We start from the raw sequence: 22,134 nt of genomic DNA on the forward strand, positions 1-22,134 counted from the left end.
AGGCCAAGTTAATTCTTTCACTTCATGCTGTCGTGTGCGACAGGCCTTGGCGTCGCCCCCTACAACACATCCCGGGGCAGCAAGAGCTACACGCATTTGTCTGGATGCCGTAGTGATGCAAAAGACATCATCAAAGCCCTTGCAAAATATGATCAATGTGATACATTTGATCAAATCATCAAGTCAATATCACATCAACCCGGTGAAAGCCGCAAAATTGAAGGTGCCCCAGCAAGAACCAACCTTGACTGGCCTGGCTTGATCGGTTCAAGAGATACCGTCGAAACGCGCTCCTCACGAAAGATGCCGACATGAAGAATCTGAAAATCTCGACCCGCCTCTACGGGGCCTTTGCCTTACTCGTGTTTCTGCTGTTAGGGCTTGCAGGGGCTGCTGCGCTGCAGCTTTCCGCCCTCAACGCTGCGACGGATGAAATTGCCGACAACTGGCTTCCGAGTGTGCGTGCTGTCAACGAAATGGACGCCCAAGTTCTCAAATTGCGCGTGACGATCATGAGTCATGTCCAGAACACGGACCCGGCGGTCATGGAGGCCATCGACAAACAGGTGACAGCACATCGCGCAAAACTGGCCAAGATGCGCACTGACTATGAAAAACTGATCAGCAGCGATCAGGAACGCAAAACCTACGAACTCTTCTCAAAACAGAGAAATTCCGTCCTCGAAGTGGATGATCGAGTTCTTGCCCTCTCACGCAAGAATGAAAACGACCAAGCCCGTGCTTTGTTGGAAGGCGACTCCAAGAAGTTCTTCGAGGCATCCATGGAGACTCTCGATCAACTGGTCAAGATCAACAGTGATGGCTCGGACGCTTCCCGCGCCATGGCTGCGTCTACTTACTCCAACGCACGAGCGGTTCTGCTTGCGATTTCGACTATTGCTATCGCCTTGGCAGTTGTTGCTGCGCTCTGGCTGGTGCGCTCTATCACGCGCCCTCTGGCACAAGCCGTTCAACTGGCAGAGCATGTCGCTGACGGCGACCTGAGTACGACCATCGATATCACCAGCACGGACGAAACTGGCCAGCTCATGGCTGCGTTGGACCGCATGCAGCAAAGTCTGGTCAACACCGTGAGCATGGTGCGGCAAAACTCTGAAAACGTGTCCACGGCATCCTCCGAGATTGCCCAAGGCAACAACGATCTGAGTGCGCGCACAGAGCAACAAGCCAGCGCATTGGAAGAGACGGCGGCCTCTATGGAAGAGCTCAACTCCACCGTACGGCAGAACGCGGACAACGCACGCCAAGCCAACCAGTTGGCCATGAGCGCCTCGACAGTGGCCGTGCATGGAGGAGAAGTAGTCAGCCAGGTCGTTGAGACCATGAAGGGCATCAACGACAGCAGCAAGAGGATTGCAGACATCATCAGTGTGATCGATGGCATAGCCTTCCAGACGAACATCCTGGCGCTGAACGCAGCCGTCGAGGCAGCACGGGCAGGCGAGCAGGGACGTGGGTTTGCCGTGGTGGCCACCGAGGTGCGTAACCTGGCGCAGCGCAGTGCAGAAGCGGCCAAAGAGATCAAGACGTTGATTGATGACAGCGTTTCGCGAGTGAGCCAGGGAACGACGCTGGTGGACCAGGCGGGTACGACGATGACAGAGGTGGTTAGCTCCATCAAGCGAGTGACGGACCTCATGGGTGAGATCAGCGCCGCCAGTGAAGAGCAGAGCCAGGGGGTGGCCCAGGTGGGTGAAGCGGTGACGCAGATGGACCAGGTCACTCAGCAGAATGCCGCGCTGGTTGAAGAGATGGCAGCCGCAGCAGGCAGCTTGAACAATCAGGCCGCAGAACTTGTCGGTGCCGTAGCGTTCTTCAAACTGTCAGGCGGACACGGAACGTCGGCACGCGCGTCCGGGCTATCGTTTTCTGCTCCACGACTCCAGTAGGTACTGCGATGGGTATCCTCATTGAAGCCCCGGAGGACCCATTTCTTTTCCCTCTCAATGTCACTGCGAAAACGCTCATATTTCAATAGCTATCAGCGCATAACTATTGGGCGGTAGAGGCCAATTTGATCCAAAATTTCTCTACGACCCCTTATCCTCCTATCCAAAAAGCAGCACCCGCCAGACACTGTGATTAAAATCAGTGTCACGCCAGCCCACCCACCCCGTCATGACGGTGCTGCCCTCCTCCACTTCGGACTCCCCACCCACCATCCCCATCACCCGCTTTCACCGCACCCGCCTGATGCAGATCTGGCGCTCGGCGGGCTGGCCGTGCAAGGATGGGCTGGAGATTGACCTGCTGGCTGCAGGCCTCATCAGTCTGCACATTGCGCCCGATGGTTGCGAGACCTTGCGCCTCACCGACGAAGGCATCCGCACGCTGGCCCAGGCCCGCCAGCGCGGCGTGCGCGCGCTGAGCTTGCACGACCGGCTGGGCCAGAAGTTTGCGGCGCAGTTGCTGGCAGCGGGCCGCATTGTGTGGGCCGAGCTGTCGCTGCGTGCGGTGATCGACAGCGTGCCAGTGGGGGCTGTTGCGCCGCCTGCTGCCGCACCCGATGCGCCCGCCAACGCTGCGCCTGCCATGGCGCCGCTGTGGGCCGACGACGACCACGCCCCCGCTGCCCGCACTGCCGCCAACGTGTGGCGCATGGCTCGGCCCGACCTTTTCTCGGTGCGCAACACCTCGGTACCCGCCTACCTGCAGCCCATGGTGCACGAGGTCAAGGCGAGCCGGGCTGACTTGCTGTCGGACCTGCGGCACGACGCCAAGCGGCAGGCCTACCAGTGGCTGTGCGAGGAGTGCTACTACGTGTTCCCGGCGGGCATTGCCGAGCCCGACGAGATCCCTGAACACTTCGGCATCTGGGTGCTGCACGGCAGCGTGGACGACGGGCGCTTTGAGCTGCTGCGCCCCGCGCGGCACAACCGCTGCACCCTGCCCTTTGCGGTGTGGATGGCCCTGTGCAAGGCCACGCCGCTGCGCAGCGAGGAGGAACGGGCCCAGGCGCATCTGGGCGAAGCGCCCGCACCCGCTGCACCCGACATGGCGCAGAGCACGGCCCCCAGCACACCCCACACCGACACGCCATGACCTACACCGTGGCGGTGCGCGAGCTGTGCGATTTCACCGCCAAGCAGGGCGACCTGGACCTGCGCTTCACGCCCGCACCCACCGCACTGGAAGGCATCGCAGGCCATGCAGTGGCCGCATCGCGCCGGGGCACGGGCTACCGGGCCGAAGTGGCGCTGAGCGGCAGCTACCAGAGCTTGCAGGTGCGGGGCCGGGCCGATGGCTATGACCCCACGCAGCAACGCATCGACGAGGTCAAGACCTTCAAGGGTCGGCTGGACCGGCAGCCCGCATCACACCGCCACCTGCACTGGGCACAGGCCAAGGTGTATGGCTGGCTGCTGTGCGAGCAAGAGCAGTTGGCGCACATCGACGTGGCGCTGGTGTACCTGGACGTGGGCACGCAGCAAGAGACTGTGTTCACCGAACGCTGCAGCGCCGACGACCTGCGCCAGCACTTTGAAGCGCAATGCCAGCGCTTTATCGCCTGGGCAGAACAGCAGGTGGCCCACCGAGCTAAACGAGATGCGGCATTGATAACATTGGCCTTCCCATTTGGCGGCTTTCGCACCGGCCAGCGCCCGCTGGCCGAGGCCGTGTACAAGGCGGCGGTGGCTGGGCGCTGCCTGCTGGCCCAGGCGCCCACAGGCATTGGCAAGACCATGGGCACGCTGTTCCCGCTGCTCAAGGCCGCGCCCGCACAGCACATCGACAAGGTGTTCTTTCTGGCCGCCAAAACCTCGGGGCGGCAGACAGCGCTGGATGCACTGGCGCGCCTGTCGCACAGCGCACCGGCCCTCCCCCTGCGCGTGCTGGAGCTGGTGGCGCGCGACAAGGCGTGTGAACACCCGGACAAGGCCTGCCACGGCGAGTCCTGCCCGCTGGCCTGGGGCTTTTACGACCGGCTGCCCGCCGCGCGCGCCGCTGCTGTCGCCTCCACCCTCGAAGGCAAACCCGCCCCTGCCCTGCTGCAAACCCGCGTGCGTGAGGTAGCCCTGCAGCACGAGGTCTGCCCCTACTACCTGAGCCAGGAGCTGGCCCGCTGGGCCGACGTGGTGGTGGGCGACTACAACTACTACTTTGACCAAGGCGGCCTGCTGCACGGCTTGGCCCAGGCCAACCAGTGGCGCACGGCGCTGCTGGTGGACGAGGCGCACAACCTGGTGGAGCGCGGACGCAAGATGTTCACCGCCGAGCTGCACCCCGCCACCCTCGCCCAGGCCCGCAGCAGCCCCACCGCTGCGCAGCACGCGCCGGTGAAAAAGGCACTGGACAAGGTACGCCGCACCTGGGTGGCGCTGGACAAGGCGCACCCGGCCCCGTACACGGTGCTCGAAGCCTTCCCCGACAAGCTGCTGGCCGCGCTGCAGCAGTGCACCACAACGCTCACCGAGCACTTCACAGACCATCCCACCGAGCCAGACGGCGCGCTGCAAACGTTCTACTTCGACGCCCTGCACCTGCAGCGCATGGCCGACCTGCTGGATGCGCATTCGATGGTGGACATCACCCAGGCTTCTGCCACCCACCGCCGCACCTTCAAGCCCGGCGATTCCGTGGTCTGCATCCGCAACGTGGTGCCCGCGCCCTTCCTGCAACCCCGGCTGGCCGCTGCGCACACCAGCACCTTGTTCTCGGCCACGCTGCAGCCCGCGCGCTACTACGCCGACCTGCTGGGCTTGCCTGATGACCATGTGTGGGTGGATGTGGAATCGCCCTTTGCCGCGCACCAATTGCAGGTGCAAGTGGCGCACCACATCTCCACGCGCTACCCGCACCGCGCGGCATCGCTGGCCCCCATCGCAACACTGATAGCGCAGCAGTTCCGTGCGCGGCCCGGCAACTACCTGGCGTTTTTCAGCAGCTATGACTACCTGCAACAGGCCGCAGCCCTGTTCGCGCAGCAGCACCCCGATGTGCCGCACTGGTGCCAGTCGCGCCGCATGTTGGAGGGCGAGCAGCGCGATTTTTTGGCGCGCTTTACGGACAGCAGCCAAGGCATTGCCTTTGCCGTGCTGGGCGGCGCGTTTGCCGAGGGCATCGATCTGCCGGGCAAGCGGCTCATCGGCGCCTTTCTGGCCACGCTGGGACTGCCGCAGGTCAACCCCGTCAACGAACAGATCCGCGAACGCATGCAGGCGCTGTTTGGTGCAGGTTATGACTACACCTACCTTTATCCGGGCCTGCAAAAGGTGGTGCAGGCCGCAGGCCGCGTGATCCGCACGCCCAGAGACGAGGGCGTGGTGCACCTGATGGACGACCGGTTTGCGCAGGCCCAGGTGCGTAAGCTGCTGCCACCTTGGTGGAGAGTGGATTAACCTATAAAAAAAGGCCGCCAAAGCGGCACACAGAGAGTCAATCGTCAGGACGCAACGGGCTCTGTCACCACCAGCTCCTTGGCCTTGCCCCGCTGGCGAAAGAACACAAAGGTCTGCCACAGGATGAACGCAGCGATCAGGCTGATCAGCGTACCGCTGATGGGGCGGTTGATGAACACTTCAAAGCTGCCGCGCGACAGCAGCATAGAGCGGCGGAAGTTCTCTTCCAGCATGGGGCCCAGGATGAAACCCAGCATCAGCGGTGACGGGTCCATCTCCAGCCGCATGAACAGATAACCCAGCGCACCAAACGCCACGGTGATGAACACATCGTCCAGGTTGTTGTTGATGCTGTAGGTGCCGATGCAGCAGAAGAACAAAATCGCCGGGAACAACACGTTGTACGGAATCTTGAACACCGACAGCCAGTAGCGCACCAGCGGCACGTTCAACACCAGCAGGAAGCAGTTGCCGATCCACATGCTGGCCACCAGGCCCCAGAAGAGTTCGGGGTGACCGGCGATCATGTTGGGGCCGGGCTGGATGCCCTTGATGATGAACGCGGCCATCATCAGCGCCATCACGGCGTTCTCGGGGATGCCAATGCTCATCAGCGGGATGAAGCTGGTGCGTGCAGCCGCTTCGTCAGCTGCAGCCTGGCCGGCCACGCCTTCGATGCAGCCGGTGCCGATCTCGTGGCGGTACTTGCTGACCTTCTTGTCCAGCGCATAGGCCGCAAACTGGGCGATCACGGGGCCGCCGCCGGGCAGAATGCCCAGGATGGAGCCCACCACGCTGCCACGCAGCGCGCTGGGGATGATGCGCTTGAACTCGGGCCAGGTGGGCATGAGTTTGATCTTGCCGTTGAAGGGCGAGCGCTCTTCACGCGAGTCGAGGTTCTTGGCGATCTCGGCAATGCCGAAGCAGCCCAGCGCAATGCTCACGATGCCCACACCGTCGGCCAGGAACGGTGCGTCCCAGGTGAAGCGGGCCAGACCGCTGTTCACGTCGGTACCAATGGAACCCAGCAGCACGCCCACCATGCACATGGCCAGGCCATTGAGCAGGCTGCCCGTGGTCACAAAGCTCACGCACACAAAACCCACCAGCATCAGCGCGCAGTAGTCGGCAGGGCCGAACAAAAAGGCCACCTCGCCCAGGCTGGGCGCCAGGAACGCCAGCACCACGATGGCCACCGTGCCGCCAATGAAGCTAGAGAACCCGGCGGTAAACAACGCCAGCCCGGTCTTGCCCTTGAGCGTCATCGCATACCCGTCGATACACGCCACGATGCTGCTGGCGTGCGGGATCTTCATGGTGATGGCGCTCACGCTGTCACCGTATTGCGCACCATAGTAGATGCCGGCCAGCATGATGAGTGCGCCGGTGGTGTCGATGGAGTAGGTCAGCGGCAGCAACAGGCTGATGGTGGCCAGCGGGCCCAGGCCCGGCAGCAAGCCCACCAGGGTGCCCACGGTGCAGCCCAAGGCGCAGAACATCAGGTTCTGCAGCGTCAGTGCGTGGCTGAAGCCAAACGCGAGGTTGTTCAAAACTTCCATAGCGGCGACCTCAGTACAGCGGCAGGCTCACGCCCAGCAGCTTTTGGAATGCAAACGCAATGCCAACCAGCACCGCAGCGATCTTGAGGTTGCGCTTCCACGAGTACGACGTGCCAGCAAAACCCGAGCAGAACACCAAAAACACGATGCCCGCGATCATGTTCACAAAGTGCGACAGCGCGGCAAAACCGCACAGGCTGCCCAGGATGATGGCGATGTTGCGCACCTGAAAATCCATGGGCACCGGTGCCACCAGGCGCGCGCGCACCACGGTGATGACCCCTATGGCAAACAGCATGCAGCTGACAATGAACGGGAACATGCCCGGCCCGGCGCGGCCGAGCGTCCCCAGCGAATAGCCCATGGACGGCAGGCCAAAGCCCAGCGCCAGAGCCATGAGGGCAAAGCCTCTGAGTAGATTGCGGTTGATCATGAAAAGGTTGTCTCCTGAAAGGCTGGACGACCCCATTCGTCTGTGCAAACGGCGCGCAGGGCTGGGGTATGCTGACGAGCGGACTATCCCTATCGAACCTGATCGCAGGCTGATCTAGGCCATGCGTAATTTCACGTAGAACCCCAACCTCCATGCGCCTCCTCCTGGTGGAAGACGACCCCGTGCTCAGCCGCACCATGGCCCAGGGACTCGAAAACGCGGGCCACCGCGTCGAGCTGGCACATACCGTGGAAGAGGCCCAGCACTGGTGGGCCGTGCAGTCCTTCGACGCCGTGCTGCTGGACCTGAACCTGCCCCATGCCGTGCACGCGCGCAGCGGCCTGGGCAGTGGCCTCACGGCCCTGCGCAGCGCCCGCGCGCGCGGCGACCGCACCCCCGTGCTGGTGCTGAGCGCCCGCGACAGCACCGAGGAGCGCATTGCCGGGCTGGACGCTGGCGCTGACGACTACCTGGGCAAGCCCTACGAGCTGAAAGAGGTGGAAGCCCGCCTGCGCGCCCTGCAGCGGCGCGCCAGCGGCACCGCCGACATCGTCACCGTGGGCCAGTTGGTGCTGGACCGCCAGGCGCGCCGCGTCAATGTGGCTGGGCAGCCGCTGGAGTTGCCCGCGCGCGAGTTCGACCTGCTGTGGGAGCTGATGACCCCGCCCGGCCGCGTGCTGAGCAAGGGCGACTTGTCTTTGCGCCTTTCGGACGGCGGAGAGGTGGTGGGCGAAAACGCACTGGAGGCCTCGTTCTCGCGCCTGCGGCGCAAGATAGCGGGCAGCGGCGCGGCCATACGCACGCTGCGCGGACTGGGCTATGTGCTTGAGGATGAATGACGCGAATGAACCGCCCACTGCCGCCCGCCCTGCGCCAGCTCATAGGTCGGCGCGTGTTGCTGTCGCTGGTGCTGATCTGGGGGCTGGGCAGCACGGTGGTGCTGGGGGTGGGCAACCACTTTGTGGCCGAGGCATTTGACCGCGCGCTGCTCGATGACGCACACGCCGTGGCCGCCCATGTGCGCGGCGGCCAGCCAACAGATCCGGCGGGCGCCCCTTTGCGGCTGGACCTCACGCCGCGCGAGGTGGGCCTGCTGCGTTTTGACCAGAGCGAAACCGTGTGGTTTGCGGTGTACGCACCGGACGGCAGCTTCATCGCGGGCGACCCCGACCTGCAGCCGGGCACCGTGGCCCCGGGCGGCATGCACGCTTTCTCCCATCTGACACGTGACGGGCGTGAACTGCGACGCGCCACCTTACAGATTGTGGGGCCACCGTCTTTCACCGTCGTCATGGCGCAGACCACCGCCGAGCGCACGCAGCTGCTGCGCAGGTTGCTGGTGTACTCGGGCCTGGCCCAGCTGTGGCTGCTGGTGGTGCTGGGCTCGTGGCTGCTGCGCGGCATAGAGCGCGACCTGCGCCCGCTGGCCGCGCTGCAAGATGCTGTGGACCAGCGCGACGCAGCCGACCTGCAGCCCCTGCCGCCCACACTGACGCAACAGGCCAGCACCAGCGACGTACAGCGCCTGGGGGTGGCCCTGGACGGACTGTTGGCGCGTGTACAGCAAAGCCTGCATGCGCAACGCGAATTTGCAGGCAACGTGGCGCATGAGCTGCGCACCCCGCTGGCAGGCATCCGCGCACAGGCCGCCCACGCCCTGGCCCATAATGACCCGGCCATATGGCGTAGCGAAATCGAAGGCATCGCACAGGCCGAACAGCGCGCCAGCCGCACCGTGGACCAACTGCTGGCCCTGGCCCGCGCAGCCGAAGGCGGCATTGCGCTGACCCTGCAGCCCCTGGCGCTGCACACCCTCGTGCGGGACTTGCTGCTGCGCTTTTTGCCACGTGCCGATGCCCTGGGGGTGGACCTGGGCGCCGAGGGCCTGGACCAGGCCGTGGTGGTGCGGGGCAACACTGCGCTGGTGGAAGGCATCTTGAACAACCTGCTGGACAACGCGCTGCGCTACGGGCGCGGCCACCCGCCCCGCATCACGGTGGCGCTGCACACTCAACCAGGCTTTGCGGTGCTGCGCGTGACCGACAACGGCCCCGGTGTAGACGCCGGGCTGGCGCAGCAGCTGCAGCAGCGCTGGGCCCAGGGCGACCAGGGCCAGCGCCTGGGCCAAGGCGCGGGGCTGGGCCTGGCGATCGTGGCGCGGTATGTACAGCTGATGGACGGACGACTGGAGCTGGCAGCAGCCACCGATGCAACCGACGGCTCTGGCTTGGCGGCCAGCGTGTGGCTGCCGGTGGCCCCCACCGCGCCCGCGCCCTCCAGCACGGTTCAAACACCCCAATGACCCATCCGCTCTCGCCCCCACACTCCACAGCGCTGACCGAGGCTGAGCAAGCCGCCTTCCTGCAGTCCATCGCCCGCGTGCGCAGCGCTGCCGTGCGGGCCCTGCGGGCAGCACAGGCCAACGCCAAGCAGGGCGTGGCAGCCAATGACACCGGCGCCATCACCGCTGCCAAGGCCACCGAGGCCGCCGCCCAGGCCGCCGTGCACTTCGTCGCGCAACTGCACCAGGGCCTGGACACCGTGGCAGAACAAGCCCGTGCCACCGGCCCTCAGCCCGCGTGCCAGGCAGGCTGCGCCCACTGCTGCTACCTGCGCGTGGAAGCGACCGAACCCGAGGTGCTGCGCATCGCCCAGCACCTGCGCACGCTGCCCGCTGCGGACCAAGCCAACGCACTACAGCGCCTGCAGCAGCATGTGGCTACCGCAATCGCAGCCGCACCCAGCCCTACACGCCAGCCCTGCAGCTTTCTCGCCAGCGACCGCTGCGCCATCTACAGCGTGCGCCCAGCCGCCTGCCGCAAGGCGCACTCACTGTCGGCCACACACTGCGCGGAGCAGTCGCCCACCATCCCGCAAAACCTGCGCCTGCTGGTAGACGCTGAAGCCCTGATGGCCGGCACCGCACTGGCCTACCGCGACCAGCCCCTGCCCGCCGGCGCCCACGAACTCAACGCCGCCGTGCTGGCAGCCCTGGACAACACGCAGGTCGATCAACCCAGCGCCCTGCTGCGCTGGTACCACGGCGACGCCGCCCTCAAAGTCCGCACGCCTTGACCTCCATCAAGCCAGGCAGCAACCGACTGCCCACAATGCAACCTGACCGTGCAGCGGCAGCCAACGGGGTATCAACATGGCGAGCAGCGCACAACAGCCAGCTGATCCCCCCTGCCCCGGTCACGCACCCCGCCGCCGAATCCTTTTGACGAATCACCGCGCCTTGCCTGATGACCCAGCCACACCACCACCCCCACGCCCCTCTCCACTGGGCTGCTGCCGCAGCCTTGGTCGCAGGCCTGGCGGGCTGCAGCAAGCCCGAAGCCACCGGCCCCGCAACAGCGAGCTTCGATGCCATCACCGCCGTCTGCACCCAGTTCCTGGCCGCGCGGCAACCCCATGTGCTCCCCGGCGCTGCGGGCGACTGGACCCTGACCGGCTACAGCCCCGCCCTGGTCCAACCCGAAGTCACCCGCACCGAATCCACCGTGACGCCCTACGTGGGCAAGCTCGTCATCAAGGACAACGAGGCCCAGGCCCACGCACCCACCGAAGCCGCTGCCCAGGCCATCACCCTCACGCCCGCGCACCTGTTGTCCAACCGCACGCACACCTTTATCTACAGCTTTGACGGCAAACAGTGGCACTGGCAAAACGGCCAGCGGCTGACCAAAATACCGGGGCAGAACGACCGGGTGGAGGTGGTGACGCTGGCGGACGTTTCGGCGGCGGGGCCCAGGGGGTTTGCGGGGTGCTTGCCGCGTTGAGCAGCGTCAAAATGCTCTCTTTTCGATAGCTAGTACCGCACTATTCACTGGCACTTCAGGCTGTTTTCGATGAAATTTCGCATCGACGTGTGTCAGAGCCGCCTCCCACAGCCTGGCCTCGCAAGCAAACCCTGAGCGGTCGTCGCGCGGCCAAGAACGTCGTTCAGGTCGTTCAGGTCATTCGAGATCAGCATCCAGGCGAGCGATCAAGCCCATTGCGTCCATGGCGATCTCAAGGCGTCCGATCTCGTGACCAAAATCCCCCGTGAAATCAACCCGCACCCTCGCACGGTGGGTGCCTAGACGCTTTATCGACAGAAACCGGGTCACCGTCTGGTAGCCGACGAAATACTGTTCGATGTAACGGCGTATTCCGGCATGGCCATCAAAGCGGTGGCCAGTGGATGGATCATCGATCACTGCACCCTGCGCGAACAGGCTCAGCGCACGCTCCACGTCCAGGGCATTGGTGGCGGCTATCAGTGCATCGGCCACCAGGCGAAGGTGTTCATGGGTGGGGCCCATCGCGCCACCACCGATGTTTTGCATGCTGCCCATACCAGCTGGCGAGCTGGGGCATTCTGCAGGCGGTTTGCTCATGCCACCACGCTCACCACCACCTTGCCACGGGCGCGGCCGTCGGCTACCAGGGCGTGCGCCTCTTCGGCCGTGTCGAGCGTGAAAGTGGCGGGGTCAAGCAACGGCATCAACTGCCCGGATTGCGCCAGGATGGTGGCCTGTTCCATGATCTCGCCATGGTGTTCGCGAAATTGCCCTGTGAGGATGGGAAGCAGCGTGAACACCCCCGAGAAGGTGGCGCCCCGGAACGAGAGCGGTGCCAGCTTGTGGGTGCCCCAGCCGAGAGACGTCACCACGTGGCCAGAGTAGCGACGGGCGGCCAGGAAGGATGCGTCCAGCACCGAGCCCCCCACCGTGTCGTACACAACATCGAAGCCTTCACCCTCCGTGAACGCGTTGACATACGCCTCTACCGAGGTCGTTTCATAGTCAATTGGCGTGGCACCGAGAGACCGGATGTAACCGGCCTGCGCCGCCGTACCCGTGGCAAACACCTCAGCACCACGGGCGCGGGCCAGCTGCACGGCCACGTGGCCCACGCCCCCGGCGCCGCCATGCACCAGCACCTGCTGGCCACTGCGGACATTGGCGCGGTCCACCAGTCCCTCCCAGGCGGTGATGAAGACCAGTGGCAAGGCGGCTGCCTCGCGCATCGTCAAACGGGCTGGCTTGCGGGCGATCAGTCGGGCGTCCACGGCGGCATATTGCGCCAGGCTGCCTTGCAAACCGCCAATGCCACCGGTAAAGCCATACACCTCGTCACCCACTTTGAAGCGTGAAACGCCATGCCCGACCTCCACCACCACTCCAGCCAGGTCCATGCCCAAAATGGCAGGGAGCGGTTGCTGGGCGTGCTCGGCCGCGCCTGCACGAATCTTGGTATCCAGCGGGTTCACGCCGCTGGCATGGATACGCACCAGCACCTGACCCGCATCGGGCTGTGGCCGGGGCAGCCATGTGGGGGTCAGCGGGCCATGCGGTGATGCGAGTACCAGGGCCTGCATGGTGGGGGCGGGAGAGATTGACATGGTGTGTACCTTCTTGGTAATGAACAGTGCCGCCAGTGTTCACCGTTCTCTTTTGCATGAAAAGCCACAAAATTGAAACCTGTTCATTCACTTTTGTATGATCCAGCCGATGAATTGGGATGATGTGCAGGTGTTCTTGGCCATTGCCCGGCACGGCACGCTGGGTGCGGCAGGCCGCGCGCTCAAACAAAGCCAGCCCACGATGGGCCGCAGGCTGAAGGCGTTGGAGCGTTCTCTGGGCCACACCTTGTTTCAGCGAACCTCCGAGGGTTTCGTGTTGACCGACGAGGGGGCCGCTGTCTTGAGCCATGCCGAGGGTATGGAGTCGCAGGCACTGTCGTTCACCAGGCAGTTGGACGGCGCCGATCAGCAGCTGGAAGGCGGCCTGCGGGTATCGACCTCCGACTGGTTTGGTCTGCACGTGTTGGCGCCCCTCTGTGCGGCGTTTACCAACGACCACCCACGGGTCACCATCGAGCTACTGACCGATGCGCGCCTGTTCAGCCTGGCACGCCGTGAGGCGGACTTGGTGGCGCGCATTGTTCCTTTTGACGAACCCGACGTCATACAGCGGCGACTGATGCATGTGCCGTACGCGCTGTACGTCCAGCGCGGCACACAGGTGCCCCCAAACGGGGCTGACGTTCGCCTCATCACGATGGACCTGGGCTTTAGCGAGATGCCTGACGCCACGTGGTTGCGCGCAGCCTTTCCTTCAGGGCGCATCGCGTTTCGCAGCAACAACCGGCACGTGCAGGCGGTGGCCTGTGCATCGGGTGCGGGCCTGGCCGTATTGCCCTGCCCGTTGGGTGATTCACACCCTGGCCTGCAAAGGCTGGAAGGCGCCGAGGCGCCGCCGGGGCGCGATGTTTGGCTGGGGTATCACCGGGACTTGCGCAGGCTGCCACGGCTGCGTGCGCTGGTTGATGTGCTCATGCACAGGCTCAACCCCAGCTACAACGATGAAGGCACCTAGTCCACTGGAGGTATTGACGCTCTCAGATCAACACCCAGCGGCAAATACGCGCTCAATGAACCCGCGACAAGGGTGCGTCTTTTTGGCCAGCACCGTCCGCAGACCACGAATGCCCGCCGCGATGCTGCCAATGCGGATCAACGCGGCCACAGGATGCGGATTGAAAACCATGCGGCACTACCAGCATTTGCCGCGCAGGGTCGCCCCGGCCACTCGAAGAAGAAAATCAGGCTCTGGCAGGGCTGGCCAACAGCGTTGCGCACCACCATCACGGGGCGCTGACAGGTGCGCAGCAGTTGGATGGCGGGATGGGCACCGAACCAGGCCCGCAGCCCACGCACCGGTGCCGAGCCCCACACCACCAGGTCGGCATCTGTCGCATCGCGGGCGACATCTGCCGCGGTGCAGTCCAGGCGCGGTACCGCTTGGACACGAATGTGGTGGCCCGTAGCGGGCCGACGGGCAGTGGCGGCTACGTGAGGTAGTCGCCGGTGGCCTCAGGCTGGAACTGAATGTTCTCAATGGTGGCTGCGCACTCTTCGCCATGGGGCGTTTGCCACTTGGCCACATCTCCAGCCCTCAGGCCCAGCAGGCTGATGCCCACTGGCGACAACACTGAAATGAAACCCGCTGCCGGCTCGGCGTCCTGCGGGTAGCACAGGGTCAGCACCTGGCGCCTGTGGGTGTGCTGGTCCACCAGCTCCACGCGCGAATTCATGGTGACCACATCAGCCCGCACGGTGCGCGGGCTGATGATGTCTGCGTTGGCCAGCAGATCGCCCAGCAAGGGCGCAAGCCGGTTTCCCGCCAGTTTGGTCAGGCGCGAATAGTCCAGGTCCGTGAGCGTGCGCTCGCCAGGGGTAACAACTGCATGCATACAAAGCACTCCATCAAATGCGGCTGTCGCCCCGCAGGGACAAGACGGCCGCTACCGCGCTTGGCTGGTGCCCGGCGGTGGATGGTTGCGCTACAAGGGGTTGGGAGAGGGGGTGCCGCCGGGCTCAGGAATGTGCTGGCGTCAGCTGACGACGTGCGTTCTTCTTGGCCACCGCTCGCGCACAGGCCGCTGCATGGGGCAGCGCAGCCAGAGCGGCACAAGGGCAAACCAGAAGGGTCGTCATGGGCCCGAGTGTAGGCAACGCGGGCGGGTTTGTGGGCAATAGCCCCAGGGTTCTTGCCAGATACCCGGTGACTGAGCATTTGCTCTTTGTCACGGCCACAGGCCGGGCTCTCCCACCAACCGCCTTGCGCCACAAGTGCACGGCATGAGCGGACTGGTTGCGCCGCCACACGTCGCGGCGCCAGTGCCACCCCTGCGAGATCGCAAACAGGCTGTTAGGCAGCCTGCGGCAGATAGCTGGGGGGCGTGGCCGTCATCGCGAGCTTGACGTGCTGCGTGAGTTCATCGGCCAGCACCTCGTCCGCACCTGCATCCAAGCCGTCCAGCGCGCGCCGCACGCCGAAGACATTGGTTTCAAAATGCGGCGCATTACCTCTTCGCTGTCGGCATCCAGAAAGCCGCCGGGCTGGACGATGCAGACGCGCCAACCTCAGTCGATACGGATCGTCACCATCGTCTGGTTCAGCAGCTGATAAGCAATTTCGCCAAAGGTCGCAGGGCCTTGGACGCCGCCAATGGCTTTGCCTTCCAGCTCGCCGTACAGGAAGTTGAGAATGCAATTGCAGCCTGTCAGCAACCCTTTGGAATCCACATCGGCCAAGCGATTGCGAAACGCGGCTGCGTAGTCGCCCACAGGCTTGGCAAAGCGGTAGTCAACCCCCGCAAATACCGGCGCGTAAAGATTGACCACGCCAGTGGCGTCATCAATGTTTTGCAGCGAAACATTCACATGGGCCCCGGCAAAGTCACCCACCAATGGCAACTTGCCGTCATCGAGCCCCTTGCTGCGCAGGTATTGCGCAAAGTTGACGGTCTGGCCGTTAACGATGCACTCCTTGACATGGAACGACGTCTCGGCGAAGTGCAACACGTCCCCATCCCCAGGTTCAAACAGGTTGACGATTTCGATGCTGGCCAATTTGTCAGCGGGCAGGCTGACATACGCCACAACGGCGGCATCCTGGTGCTTGGTAGCGGTGCGGCCGTCATACACCTTGGGGCTGGCGCTGCCTGCATCTGACAAATGGATGCCGGAAATCCAGCCCACTGTGGGCTTCAAAAATGCGTCTGGGTTGTTGGATGCCTCTGCAGCAAACCGCTGATGCGCCTGGCTGAAAGCCGGAATGATGGTGAGCGAGAAGCCGTTTTCAGGGGCATTGCCCACAATGCCACCCAACTCGGCTGCGCCGTAGCTGGCAATTTGCACTTGGCCCAGGTGGGTCAAATCCGTCGCAAAAACCTGCCCTTCTGTCACGACCGTGCCACCCGCATCCACCATGAAGTAAGGGATGGTTCCACCAATCCAGTTGCCAGCGGGCAACTGGTCAAGCGCGCTCTCTGGGCCAGCCAGACTCAACACCGAGCCCGCGCGAATCATTTCGGCAGCTTTTGCAACTGTAATCAATTCATTCATATTTTTCTCCGATCAAAGACTTGCAAGTTGTTGAATTTCGTTCGGCAACGCACGCTCCCATTTGGAGAAATAGGCGTGCAACTCAACCGCTTTGGCAGAAACGGGATCGGTGCTGCGCTCAATGCGCTTGGCCATCAATTGTGTTCCGAGATGCTGCGTTTTCAAGCGCGCCAGACTCCCACCAGCAATACGTTGCCAGCAAGGATGATTAAGAGGGGGGACTGCCATATGTGACTCCGTTCTAGGGTTGTATTGAGAGCCTGTACCAACCTTGCGCCAGCGGCCATCGAGCAGCCTGTCGACCCACCGAGGCCCACTTTTCTTTGTTAAGTTTGCACACAAAGCTCACAAAATGAATTAAACGATAAAATCAGCAAATTCGCAACCAAAAACACAAATAAATTGATTTTTTTGATTTCACTGCGTCCTTGCTGCGGAGCTCTCTTTCCTTGAACGGCTTGCGACGCAGTCCCCCATACACATCGCAAAGGAGAGAGCGCCATGGATTCGGCCAACCCGAGCGACGTCTCGGGGCGCTCAATCCCCCACGCTATCGCGCCACATCTATCGCCCAGATGCCATGGGCAGCGGCTTACACCACCGCCCGATATGCTCACGTTCCTGCACTACGCACTCATGCTTTGGGTCGGCTTCTTCTTTTACCGACATGGGCAAAAGCTGCTCAACCAAGGGCATCGGGACAACAAAGGCGAGCCCACCCAAGGCATGGTGGGGCCGGTGGGGTTTTTGGTGATGGGCGCTGCGGCCGGCTATCTGTGGTTTGCCCTGTTGGGCGCACTGGTGCGGGGCCAGGTACCCAACGCAGGCAAGGGCTGTGCCGGACAGATTTACACGCTGGCGGAGCAGGCAGAGCGGGCGGGGCCGTACCGGGCCAACGTGTTTTTCCTGGCGTGGTGCGTGCTGGCTTTTGGCTACGCGCCGTATGTCAGGTTCCAGATCTGGTTTCGGCCACAACGGTTTCGCGCAGGCCAGGGCACCGTTGGAGTAACCCCAGGGCACCACGGCCCCAGGGAAAGGCGTCTTGCCCGCGCTCAGGCCTGCTGCGGCAGATAGCTGGGGCGCGTGGCCGTCATTGCGAGCTTGACGTGCTGCGTGAGTTCATCGGCCAGCACCTCGTCGGCACCTGCTTCCAGGCCGTCCAACGCGCGCCGCACGATCTGAACAGGGCTGGTCTTGGGCACGTCAAAGCCGCGCGTCAGGTCGGTATCCACATACGCCATGTGCAGCCCCAGCACCTGCGTCTTTTGTGCGGCCAGTTCGTGGCGCAGTGCGTTAGTGAGCGACCAGGCGGCAGACTTGCTGGCCGAGTACGCGGCCAGCTCGCCGCCATTCACCCACGACGCCACGGACAACACGTTGAGCAGCCCCCCGCCTCCGTTGGCCTGCAGGATGGGGGCAAAGGCCTTGCTCACGCGCAGCACGCCGAAGACATTGGTTTCAAAAATGCGGCGCATGACCTCTTCGCTATCGGCATCCAGAAAGCCGCCGGGCTGGGCGATGCCCGCGTTGTTGATCACCAAGGTCACGTCTGACGCCAGCGCTGCGGCAGCCGCCACGTCCTCGGGGTTGTTGACGTCCAAACGCAAGGCCTGCACGCCCGGCTGTGGAGCGATGGTGGAAGGGTCGCGGGCACCGGCATACACCTTGCGCGCGCCGCGTGCGAGCAGTTCACGGGCAAATGCCAGGCCGATGCCGCGATTGGCGCCGGTGATGAGGACAACTGCGTTTTCGATCTTCATGAGAATCTCCAGGAGGTGGACGGAAATGAACGGGGATCTATGGCCGGGGATGGGTGCGGGGTACCGGCAAGCGAACGGCTCAGCGCACCTTGATCACGACCTTGCCCTTGGCACGGCCGGTTTCCACATAGGCGATGGCTTCGTTGGTCGCGTCGAACGGGAACACCTTGTCGATCACCGGGCGGATGGTCCCTGCGTCAACCAGGCGCGTGATCTCCTGCAGCTGGCTGCCCTGTGCCCGCATGAACAGGAACGAGTAACCGATGCCAAGCGCTTGAGCGCGGCGCCGGGTACCGGCGCTCAATAGGCGAAACACCATCCGCAACAAGCCGGGCGCGCGAACGGCTTCGCCGAATGCGGGATCGGGCGGGCCCGAGACGGAGACGAGTTGGCCACCGCTTTTCAGCACGCGCAGGGACTTGGCCAACGCCTTGCCGTCCTGGCTGTGCAACACCATGTCGTAGTCGCGCAGCACGTCTTCAAAGTCGTGTTTGCGGTAGTCGATGACGGCATCCGCACCCAGGCTTTGCACCAGTGCTGCATTGCCTGCACTGGCGGTGGTGGCCACGGTGGCGCCCAGGTGCTTGGCCAGCTGGATGGCCATGCTGCCCAGCCCGCCCGACCCCGCCTGAATGAAGACCTTCTGCCCTTTCTTGACCTGGGCCCTCTCCACCAGGGCCTGCCATGCCGTCAGGCCCACCAGCGGGATCGAGGCCGCCTCTTCCATGGTCAGGCTGCGGGGCTTGAAGGCCAGCGAAGATTCCTTGATCGCGATGAGCTCCGCAAAGGTGCCGATGTGAAAGTCGTCCGCCCGGGCATAGACCTCGTCGCCCGGCTTGAACTGCCGCACGCGCGGCCCCACCTGCACGACCACGCCCGCCACGTCATGCCCGAGGATGAGCGGCATCTTGTAGGGCACGATGAGCTTGAACTCACCGTCTCGGATCTTGGCGTCGAGCGGGTTGACGCCCGCTGCGTGCACCTCGACCAGCACCTCATCGTCGCGCAATGAGGGGGCGGGAACATCCGCGGGCCTGAGCACACCCTTTTTGGCATAGCGATCCAGAACAAAAGCTTTCATGGGGCTTCCTTTGCTGCAGGGGCTTGCACGGCGGCGCGGCAAAGCCACGGAGCCTGAAGAGGCTCCGCAGAAAATGCCGCCCCGCCATGAGAAGCCAGATAGCTGGTAGGGTTGAATTCTAAATTTCGCATGACAATCATCATATGTAAAGACAAAAAAATGCGTGCCATCGCTCGACCATCACGATCAAGGGGGCACCTGGTGAGTGGGTTCGCGTTATGCCGTTTCCGCAGGCAACAGGTGCTTGAGCGCGGCCTCGCGCAGGCTGTCGGACAGCGCCGCATCGTCCACCGCACGGGCGAGCACCAGGGCGCCCACCATGGTGGACAGGGTGACGAGCGCTTGTTCATGCGTCTCTGGCTGACCCCACTGCGGCGACTGGCGCGCAATCAGATCGACCATTTCCTTGACGTACCGGGTGGAAATGCGCCGCACCTCGGGGGACTGGCGCGAGGTTTCGGAGCCCAGCGCTGCCAGCGGGCAACCCGTTTCGACACCCTCGACGTGTTGGCGTGAGAGGTAGGCCTTGAGCACGGTTGCCATCGCCTGCGAGGCGGGCTCCCCCGCGACAACGCCCGCCACTGTGGCCGCAGACTGGGCACACGCCTGTGCGGCAGCTTCGGCCAGCATGGCCTCGCGGGACCCGAAGTGCGCATAGAAGGCGCCATGCGTCAGGCCCGCCTCCTTCATGATGTCTGCGACCCCGGTGCCGTGGTAGCCCTGGCGACGGATCGCCCGCGCTGCCACCGACACGATGCGCTCATGGGTCGCCTCCTTGGCTGCGGCTCGGGCATTGGGCTGTTTATTTCGCATGATGTTTATCATACACAAATCGACCAACCGCTGCAACCTGCCGATATCCATAGCCATAGGGGCTGGACGCAGGCCCGTGTATCTCCCCCCAAAAAAACAGGCCCCTTACGGGGCTTGGGGGAAGTGAGCCGCGCCACGGGTGGACCCTTGGCGATCAAGGGGCGCACCGCCAGATGGCGGTGGGCCACGCTCCGTCACAGCTTGGCGATGGACACCTCCGTGGACTTGACCAGTGCGACCACATCGGAGCCCGGAACGAGGCCCAGGTCGTCCACCGAGCGGGTGGTGATGACGGAGGTGACGATGCCCCAGGGGGTTTCGACATCGACCTCGGAGACGACGTCGCCGCGAATGATCTCGCGCACTTTGCCCTTGAACTGGTTGCGTACGTTGATGGCTTGAATGGACATGGGGTTCTCCTTGAAAAGTCCGCTGAAAAAAAGGGCCGTTGAAAAAATGTAGATACGGGGAAATCACACCGCCCAGCGCAGCCCGTGTGCTTGCACGCCGGGCCAGGTGGGTTCGAGGGTGGACTGCAGGTCGGGCTTTTGCAGCACGCGGTCGAGGATGCGTTTTTCGATGGCGGCAAACGCGGCGTCGCCGTGCGAGCGGGGGCGAGGCAGGTCGATGCGCTGGTCCAGCGCGATCTGGCCGTCTTCGATCAGGATCACGCGGTCGGCCAGGGCCACGGCCTCTTGCACATCGTGGGTAACGAGCAGCGCGGTGAAGCCGCTGCTGCGCCACAGGCCTTCGATGAGGCGGTGCATCTCGATGCGCGTCAACGCATCCAGTGCACCCAGCGGCTCGTCCAGCAGCAGCAGGCGCGGGTTGTGCACCAGCGCACGCGCCAGGGCCACACGCTGACGCTGGCCGCCGGACAGGCGCGCAGGCCACTCGCCCAGGCGGTCGCCCAGCCCCACACGGGTCAGCACGTCGGCGGCAGCGCCGCGCTGTGCGGGCGGCAGGCCCAGGGCCACGTTGTCTTGCACACGCTTCCAGGGCAGCAGGCGCGAGTCCTGGAACATGATGCGGGTGCCGCTGCTCAGGCCCGCAACGTCTTGCCCGTCCAGGCGGATCGCTCCGCCCGACACCGATTCGAGCCCCGCCACCAGGCGCAGCAGCGTGCTCTTACCGCAGCCGCTGCGGCCCACGATGGCGACGAACTGGCCGGGCTCAATGACCAGCTCGGTCTTCTTGAGCACATCGCGCGTGCCGTAGCGTTTGTCCACGCCGCGTACTTCCAGGCGCACGCCTTGGGGTTGTGGAGATGAATTGATGGTCAAAATGGCCTCCTGCGCTTATCCATAAAGCACTAGCAGCTATAAAAAAGTGAGTATTCAGATGCTCAACGCGGGCATCACGCCTGGTAACCAGGATGCCAACGCAGCCAATAGCGCTCCAGCCCCTTGGCAAACACATCGGCCAGCTTGCCCAGCAGCGCATACAACAAGATGCCCACTAGCACGATGTCGGTCTGCAGGAACTCGCGGGCGTTCATGGTGAGGTAGCCAATGCCCGCTTGCGCCGAGATGGTTTCGGCCACGATCAGGATCACCCACATCAGCCCGAGTGAAAAACGCAGCCCCACCAGGATGCTGGAGAGCGCGCCAGGCAAGATGATTTGCCGGTAAAGCTGCCAGCGGCTCAGGCCATAGGTGCGGCCCATCTCAATGAGGCCCGGATCTACGTTGCGGATGCCGTGGAAGGTGTTGAGGTAGATGGGGAAGAACACCGACACGCTGATGAGGAACAGCTTGGCCGATTCGTCGATGCCGAACCACAGGATGACGAGCGGGATCAGTGCGAGTGCAGGGATGTTGCGCACCATCTGGATGGTGGAGTCGAGCAGCGTTTCGAACAGCTTGACCGAGCCGGTGAGCAGACCCAGCAACAGGCCCAGGCCGCCACCCACCGCCAGCCCGGCCAACGCGCGGCCTGCACTGACCTTGACATGGGTCCACAGCTCGCCCGAGGCGGCCAGGGCCCACGCGGCCTTCACGACCTCCAGCGGCGCGGGCAACACGCGGGTGGAGAGCCAGCCTTGCGACGAGGCGATCTGCCACAGCACGATGAGCCCCACAGGCACGGCCCAGGGCAACAGGCGCTGCGCGATCTGCCGGGCAAAGCGGGCCAAAGGTGCGGGCAGCAAGGGCCCTTCGAGGGGCAGGTCCACGGCGTCGGCCAGTGGGGATACCTGTAGTTCTCTGACGGTCTGAGTCATGGGACGGG

22 protein-coding genes and 1 pseudogene are annotated in these 22,134 nt (G+C 63.8%); 9 read left to right on the forward strand and 14 right to left on the reverse strand.

Annotated elements, in window-relative coordinates:
• The first annotated feature begins 311 nt into the window (after positions 1-311).
• From OIN59_RS08880 to OIN59_RS08890, 3 genes are all read left to right on the forward strand, one after another.
• A complete protein-coding gene (locus tag OIN59_RS08880) occupies positions 312-1,910 on the forward strand; it encodes a methyl-accepting chemotaxis protein (RefSeq protein WP_274109356.1) in 1,599 nt (532 codons plus the stop codon).
• A 229-nt stretch (positions 1,911-2,139) separates the two neighbouring features.
• On the forward strand, positions 2,140-3,063 hold the full coding sequence (locus OIN59_RS08885; protein WP_274109358.1) for a hypothetical protein: 924 nt from the start codon (positions 2,140-2,142) through the stop codon (positions 3,061-3,063).
• Entirely contained in the window at positions 3,060-5,360 is a 2,301-nt protein-coding gene (locus tag OIN59_RS08890) for an ATP-dependent DNA helicase (RefSeq protein WP_274109360.1), read from the forward strand. Before OIN59_RS08885 ends, OIN59_RS08890 begins: the two co-directional genes overlap by 4 nt.
• Positions 5,361-5,404: 44 nt before the next feature.
• Here OIN59_RS08890 and OIN59_RS08895 read toward each other — a convergent pair whose 3' ends face one another.
• On the reverse strand, positions 5,405-6,919 hold the full coding sequence (locus tag OIN59_RS08895; protein ID WP_274109362.1) for a tripartite tricarboxylate transporter permease: 1,515 nt from the start codon (positions 6,917-6,919) through the stop codon (positions 5,405-5,407).
• Between the two features lie 10 nt (positions 6,920-6,929).
• Positions 6,930-7,352: a tripartite tricarboxylate transporter TctB family protein gene (locus OIN59_RS08900; protein WP_274109364.1), complete on the reverse strand. Its 423-nt coding sequence runs from the start codon at positions 7,350-7,352 to the stop codon at positions 6,930-6,932.
• Positions 7,353-7,504: 152 nt separating this feature from the next.
• Between OIN59_RS08900 and OIN59_RS08905 the strand changes: the two genes are divergently transcribed.
• The 4 genes from OIN59_RS08905 (at position 7,505) to OIN59_RS08920 (ending at position 11,134) form a co-directional block, all read left to right on the forward strand.
• Positions 7,505-8,191 carry a response regulator transcription factor gene (locus tag OIN59_RS08905; protein WP_274109365.1) on the forward strand — a complete coding sequence of 229 codons (687 nt, stop codon included), beginning with the start codon at positions 7,505-7,507 and terminating at the stop codon, positions 8,189-8,191.
• On the forward strand, positions 8,188-9,654 hold the full coding sequence (locus OIN59_RS08910) for a sensor histidine kinase (RefSeq protein WP_407655074.1): 1,467 nt from the start codon (positions 8,188-8,190) through the stop codon (positions 9,652-9,654). Before OIN59_RS08905 ends, OIN59_RS08910 begins: the two co-directional genes overlap by 4 nt.
• Entirely contained in the window at positions 9,651-10,427 is a 777-nt protein-coding gene (locus OIN59_RS08915) for a YkgJ family cysteine cluster protein (RefSeq protein ID WP_274109369.1), read from the forward strand. Before OIN59_RS08910 ends, OIN59_RS08915 begins: the two co-directional genes overlap by 4 nt.
• Positions 10,428-10,597: 170 nt before the next feature.
• Complete coding sequence (locus tag OIN59_RS08920) at positions 10,598-11,134, forward strand: hypothetical protein (protein WP_274109371.1); 537 nt, start codon at positions 10,598-10,600, stop codon at positions 11,132-11,134.
• Between the two features lie 177 nt (positions 11,135-11,311).
• On the opposite strand, the gene OIN59_RS08925 is transcribed toward OIN59_RS08920, so the two are convergent.
• A complete protein-coding gene (locus tag OIN59_RS08925; protein WP_274109373.1) occupies positions 11,312-11,683 on the reverse strand; it encodes a nuclear transport factor 2 family protein in 372 nt (123 codons plus the stop codon).
• 47 nt (positions 11,684-11,730) lie between these two features.
• The gene (locus OIN59_RS08930) at positions 11,731-12,741 is read right to left on the reverse strand and encodes a zinc-dependent alcohol dehydrogenase family protein (RefSeq protein ID WP_274109375.1); all 1,011 of its coding nucleotides are present in this window, start codon (positions 12,739-12,741) and stop codon (positions 11,731-11,733) included.
• A 109-nt stretch (positions 12,742-12,850) separates the two neighbouring features.
• On the opposite strand from OIN59_RS08930, the gene OIN59_RS08935 reads away from it, so the two are divergent.
• Positions 12,851-13,717, forward strand: coding sequence for a LysR family transcriptional regulator (locus OIN59_RS08935; protein WP_274109376.1), 867 nt, complete (start codon positions 12,851-12,853; stop codon positions 13,715-13,717).
• A gap of 472 nt (positions 13,718-14,189) precedes the next feature.
• On the opposite strand, the gene OIN59_RS08940 is transcribed toward OIN59_RS08935, so the two are convergent.
• From OIN59_RS08940 to OIN59_RS08955, 4 genes and pseudogenes are all read right to left on the reverse strand, one after another.
• The gene (locus tag OIN59_RS08940; RefSeq protein WP_274109377.1) at positions 14,190-14,594 is read right to left on the reverse strand and encodes a GreA/GreB family elongation factor; all 405 of its coding nucleotides are present in this window, start codon (positions 14,592-14,594) and stop codon (positions 14,190-14,192) included.
• Positions 14,595-15,052: 458 nt separating this feature from the next.
• Positions 15,053-15,175 (reverse strand): annotated as a pseudogene (locus OIN59_RS08945) (short-chain dehydrogenase); the annotation flags it as partial.
• Positions 15,176-15,267: 92 nt separating this feature from the next.
• The gene (locus OIN59_RS08950; protein WP_274109378.1) at positions 15,268-16,251 is read right to left on the reverse strand and encodes a DUF6976 family protein; all 984 of its coding nucleotides are present in this window, start codon (positions 16,249-16,251) and stop codon (positions 15,268-15,270) included.
• Between the two features lie 12 nt (positions 16,252-16,263).
• Positions 16,264-16,479 carry a hypothetical protein gene (locus OIN59_RS08955; RefSeq protein WP_274109379.1) on the reverse strand — a complete coding sequence of 72 codons (216 nt, stop codon included), beginning with the start codon at positions 16,477-16,479 and terminating at the stop codon, positions 16,264-16,266.
• A gap of 381 nt (positions 16,480-16,860) precedes the next feature.
• On the opposite strand from OIN59_RS08955, the gene OIN59_RS08960 reads away from it, so the two are divergent.
• Entirely contained in the window at positions 16,861-17,325 is a 465-nt protein-coding gene (locus tag OIN59_RS08960; RefSeq protein WP_274109380.1) for a hypothetical protein, read from the forward strand.
• On the opposite strand, the gene OIN59_RS08965 is transcribed toward OIN59_RS08960, so the two are convergent.
• The 6 genes from OIN59_RS08965 to ssuC form a co-directional block, all read right to left on the reverse strand.
• The gene (locus tag OIN59_RS08965) at positions 17,304-18,011 is read right to left on the reverse strand and encodes an SDR family oxidoreductase (RefSeq protein WP_274109381.1); all 708 of its coding nucleotides are present in this window, start codon (positions 18,009-18,011) and stop codon (positions 17,304-17,306) included. The two genes, OIN59_RS08960 and OIN59_RS08965, sit on opposite strands and share 22 nt — an antisense overlap.
• 79 nt (positions 18,012-18,090) lie before the next feature.
• Positions 18,091-19,092: an NADP-dependent oxidoreductase gene (locus OIN59_RS08970; RefSeq protein WP_274109382.1), complete on the reverse strand. Its 1,002-nt coding sequence runs from the start codon at positions 19,090-19,092 to the stop codon at positions 18,091-18,093.
• Positions 19,093-19,308: 216 nt separating this feature from the next.
• On the reverse strand, positions 19,309-19,917 hold the full coding sequence (locus OIN59_RS08975; RefSeq protein WP_274109383.1) for a TetR/AcrR family transcriptional regulator: 609 nt from the start codon (positions 19,915-19,917) through the stop codon (positions 19,309-19,311).
• Between the two features lie 182 nt (positions 19,918-20,099).
• Positions 20,100-20,315: a TOBE domain-containing protein gene (locus OIN59_RS08980; protein WP_274109384.1), complete on the reverse strand. Its 216-nt coding sequence runs from the start codon at positions 20,313-20,315 to the stop codon at positions 20,100-20,102.
• A 63-nt stretch (positions 20,316-20,378) separates the two neighbouring features.
• Positions 20,379-21,188, reverse strand: coding sequence for an ATP-binding cassette domain-containing protein (locus tag OIN59_RS08985; RefSeq protein ID WP_274109385.1), 810 nt, complete (start codon positions 21,186-21,188; stop codon positions 20,379-20,381).
• A gap of 74 nt (positions 21,189-21,262) precedes the next feature.
• Positions 21,263-22,126, reverse strand: a complete 864-nt coding sequence (gene ssuC, locus OIN59_RS08990) for an aliphatic sulfonate ABC transporter permease SsuC (protein WP_274109386.1) — start codon at positions 22,124-22,126, stop codon at positions 21,263-21,265.
• Positions 22,127-22,134: the final 8 nt, after the last annotated feature.

Origin of the sequence: Acidovorax benzenivorans (genome assembly GCF_028680575.1) — a bacterium.
In the GTDB taxonomy this organism is placed as follows: Bacteria; Pseudomonadota; Gammaproteobacteria; order Burkholderiales; family Burkholderiaceae_C; genus Acidovorax; species Acidovorax benzenivorans.

Excerpts from the sequence above, each read along its gene's own strand:
- OIN59_RS08880 (WP_274109356.1), top strand. The coding sequence starts at position 312 with ATGAAGAATCTGAAAATCTCGACCCGCCTCTACGGGGCCTTTGCCTTA.
- OIN59_RS08885 (WP_274109358.1), top strand. The coding sequence starts at position 2,140 with ATGACGGTGCTGCCCTCCTCCACTTCGGACTCCCCACCCACCATCCCC.
- OIN59_RS08890 (WP_274109360.1), top strand. The coding sequence starts at position 3,060 with ATGACCTACACCGTGGCGGTGCGCGAGCTGTGCGATTTCACCGCCAAG.
- OIN59_RS08895 (WP_274109362.1), bottom strand. The coding sequence starts at position 6,919 with ATGGAAGTTTTGAACAACCTCGCGTTTGGCTTCAGCCACGCACTGACG.
- OIN59_RS08900 (WP_274109364.1), bottom strand. The coding sequence starts at position 7,352 with ATGATCAACCGCAATCTACTCAGAGGCTTTGCCCTCATGGCTCTGGCG.
- OIN59_RS08905 (WP_274109365.1), top strand. The coding sequence starts at position 7,505 with ATGCGCCTCCTCCTGGTGGAAGACGACCCCGTGCTCAGCCGCACCATG.
- OIN59_RS08910 (WP_407655074.1), top strand. The coding sequence starts at position 8,188 with ATGACGCGAATGAACCGCCCACTGCCGCCCGCCCTGCGCCAGCTCATA.
- OIN59_RS08915 (WP_274109369.1), top strand. The coding sequence starts at position 9,651 with ATGACCCATCCGCTCTCGCCCCCACACTCCACAGCGCTGACCGAGGCT.
- OIN59_RS08920 (WP_274109371.1), top strand. The coding sequence starts at position 10,598 with ATGACCCAGCCACACCACCACCCCCACGCCCCTCTCCACTGGGCTGCT.
- OIN59_RS08925 (WP_274109373.1), bottom strand. The coding sequence starts at position 11,683 with ATGCAAAACATCGGTGGTGGCGCGATGGGCCCCACCCATGAACACCTT.
- OIN59_RS08930 (WP_274109375.1), bottom strand. The coding sequence starts at position 12,741 with ATGTCAATCTCTCCCGCCCCCACCATGCAGGCCCTGGTACTCGCATCA.
- OIN59_RS08935 (WP_274109376.1), top strand. The coding sequence starts at position 12,851 with ATGAATTGGGATGATGTGCAGGTGTTCTTGGCCATTGCCCGGCACGGC.
- OIN59_RS08940 (WP_274109377.1), bottom strand. The coding sequence starts at position 14,594 with ATGCATGCAGTTGTTACCCCTGGCGAGCGCACGCTCACGGACCTGGAC.
- OIN59_RS08950 (WP_274109378.1), bottom strand. The coding sequence starts at position 16,251 with ATGAATGAATTGATTACAGTTGCAAAAGCTGCCGAAATGATTCGCGCG.
- OIN59_RS08955 (WP_274109379.1), bottom strand. The coding sequence starts at position 16,479 with ATGGCAGTCCCCCCTCTTAATCATCCTTGCTGGCAACGTATTGCTGGT.
- OIN59_RS08960 (WP_274109380.1), top strand. The coding sequence starts at position 16,861 with ATGCTCACGTTCCTGCACTACGCACTCATGCTTTGGGTCGGCTTCTTC.
- OIN59_RS08965 (WP_274109381.1), bottom strand. The coding sequence starts at position 18,011 with ATGAAGATCGAAAACGCAGTTGTCCTCATCACCGGCGCCAATCGCGGC.
- OIN59_RS08970 (WP_274109382.1), bottom strand. The coding sequence starts at position 19,092 with ATGAAAGCTTTTGTTCTGGATCGCTATGCCAAAAAGGGTGTGCTCAGG.
- OIN59_RS08975 (WP_274109383.1), bottom strand. The coding sequence starts at position 19,917 with ATGATAAACATCATGCGAAATAAACAGCCCAATGCCCGAGCCGCAGCC.
- OIN59_RS08980 (WP_274109384.1), bottom strand. The coding sequence starts at position 20,315 with ATGTCCATTCAAGCCATCAACGTACGCAACCAGTTCAAGGGCAAAGTG.
- ssuC (WP_274109386.1), bottom strand. The coding sequence starts at position 22,126 with ATGACTCAGACCGTCAGAGAACTACAGGTATCCCCACTGGCCGACGCC.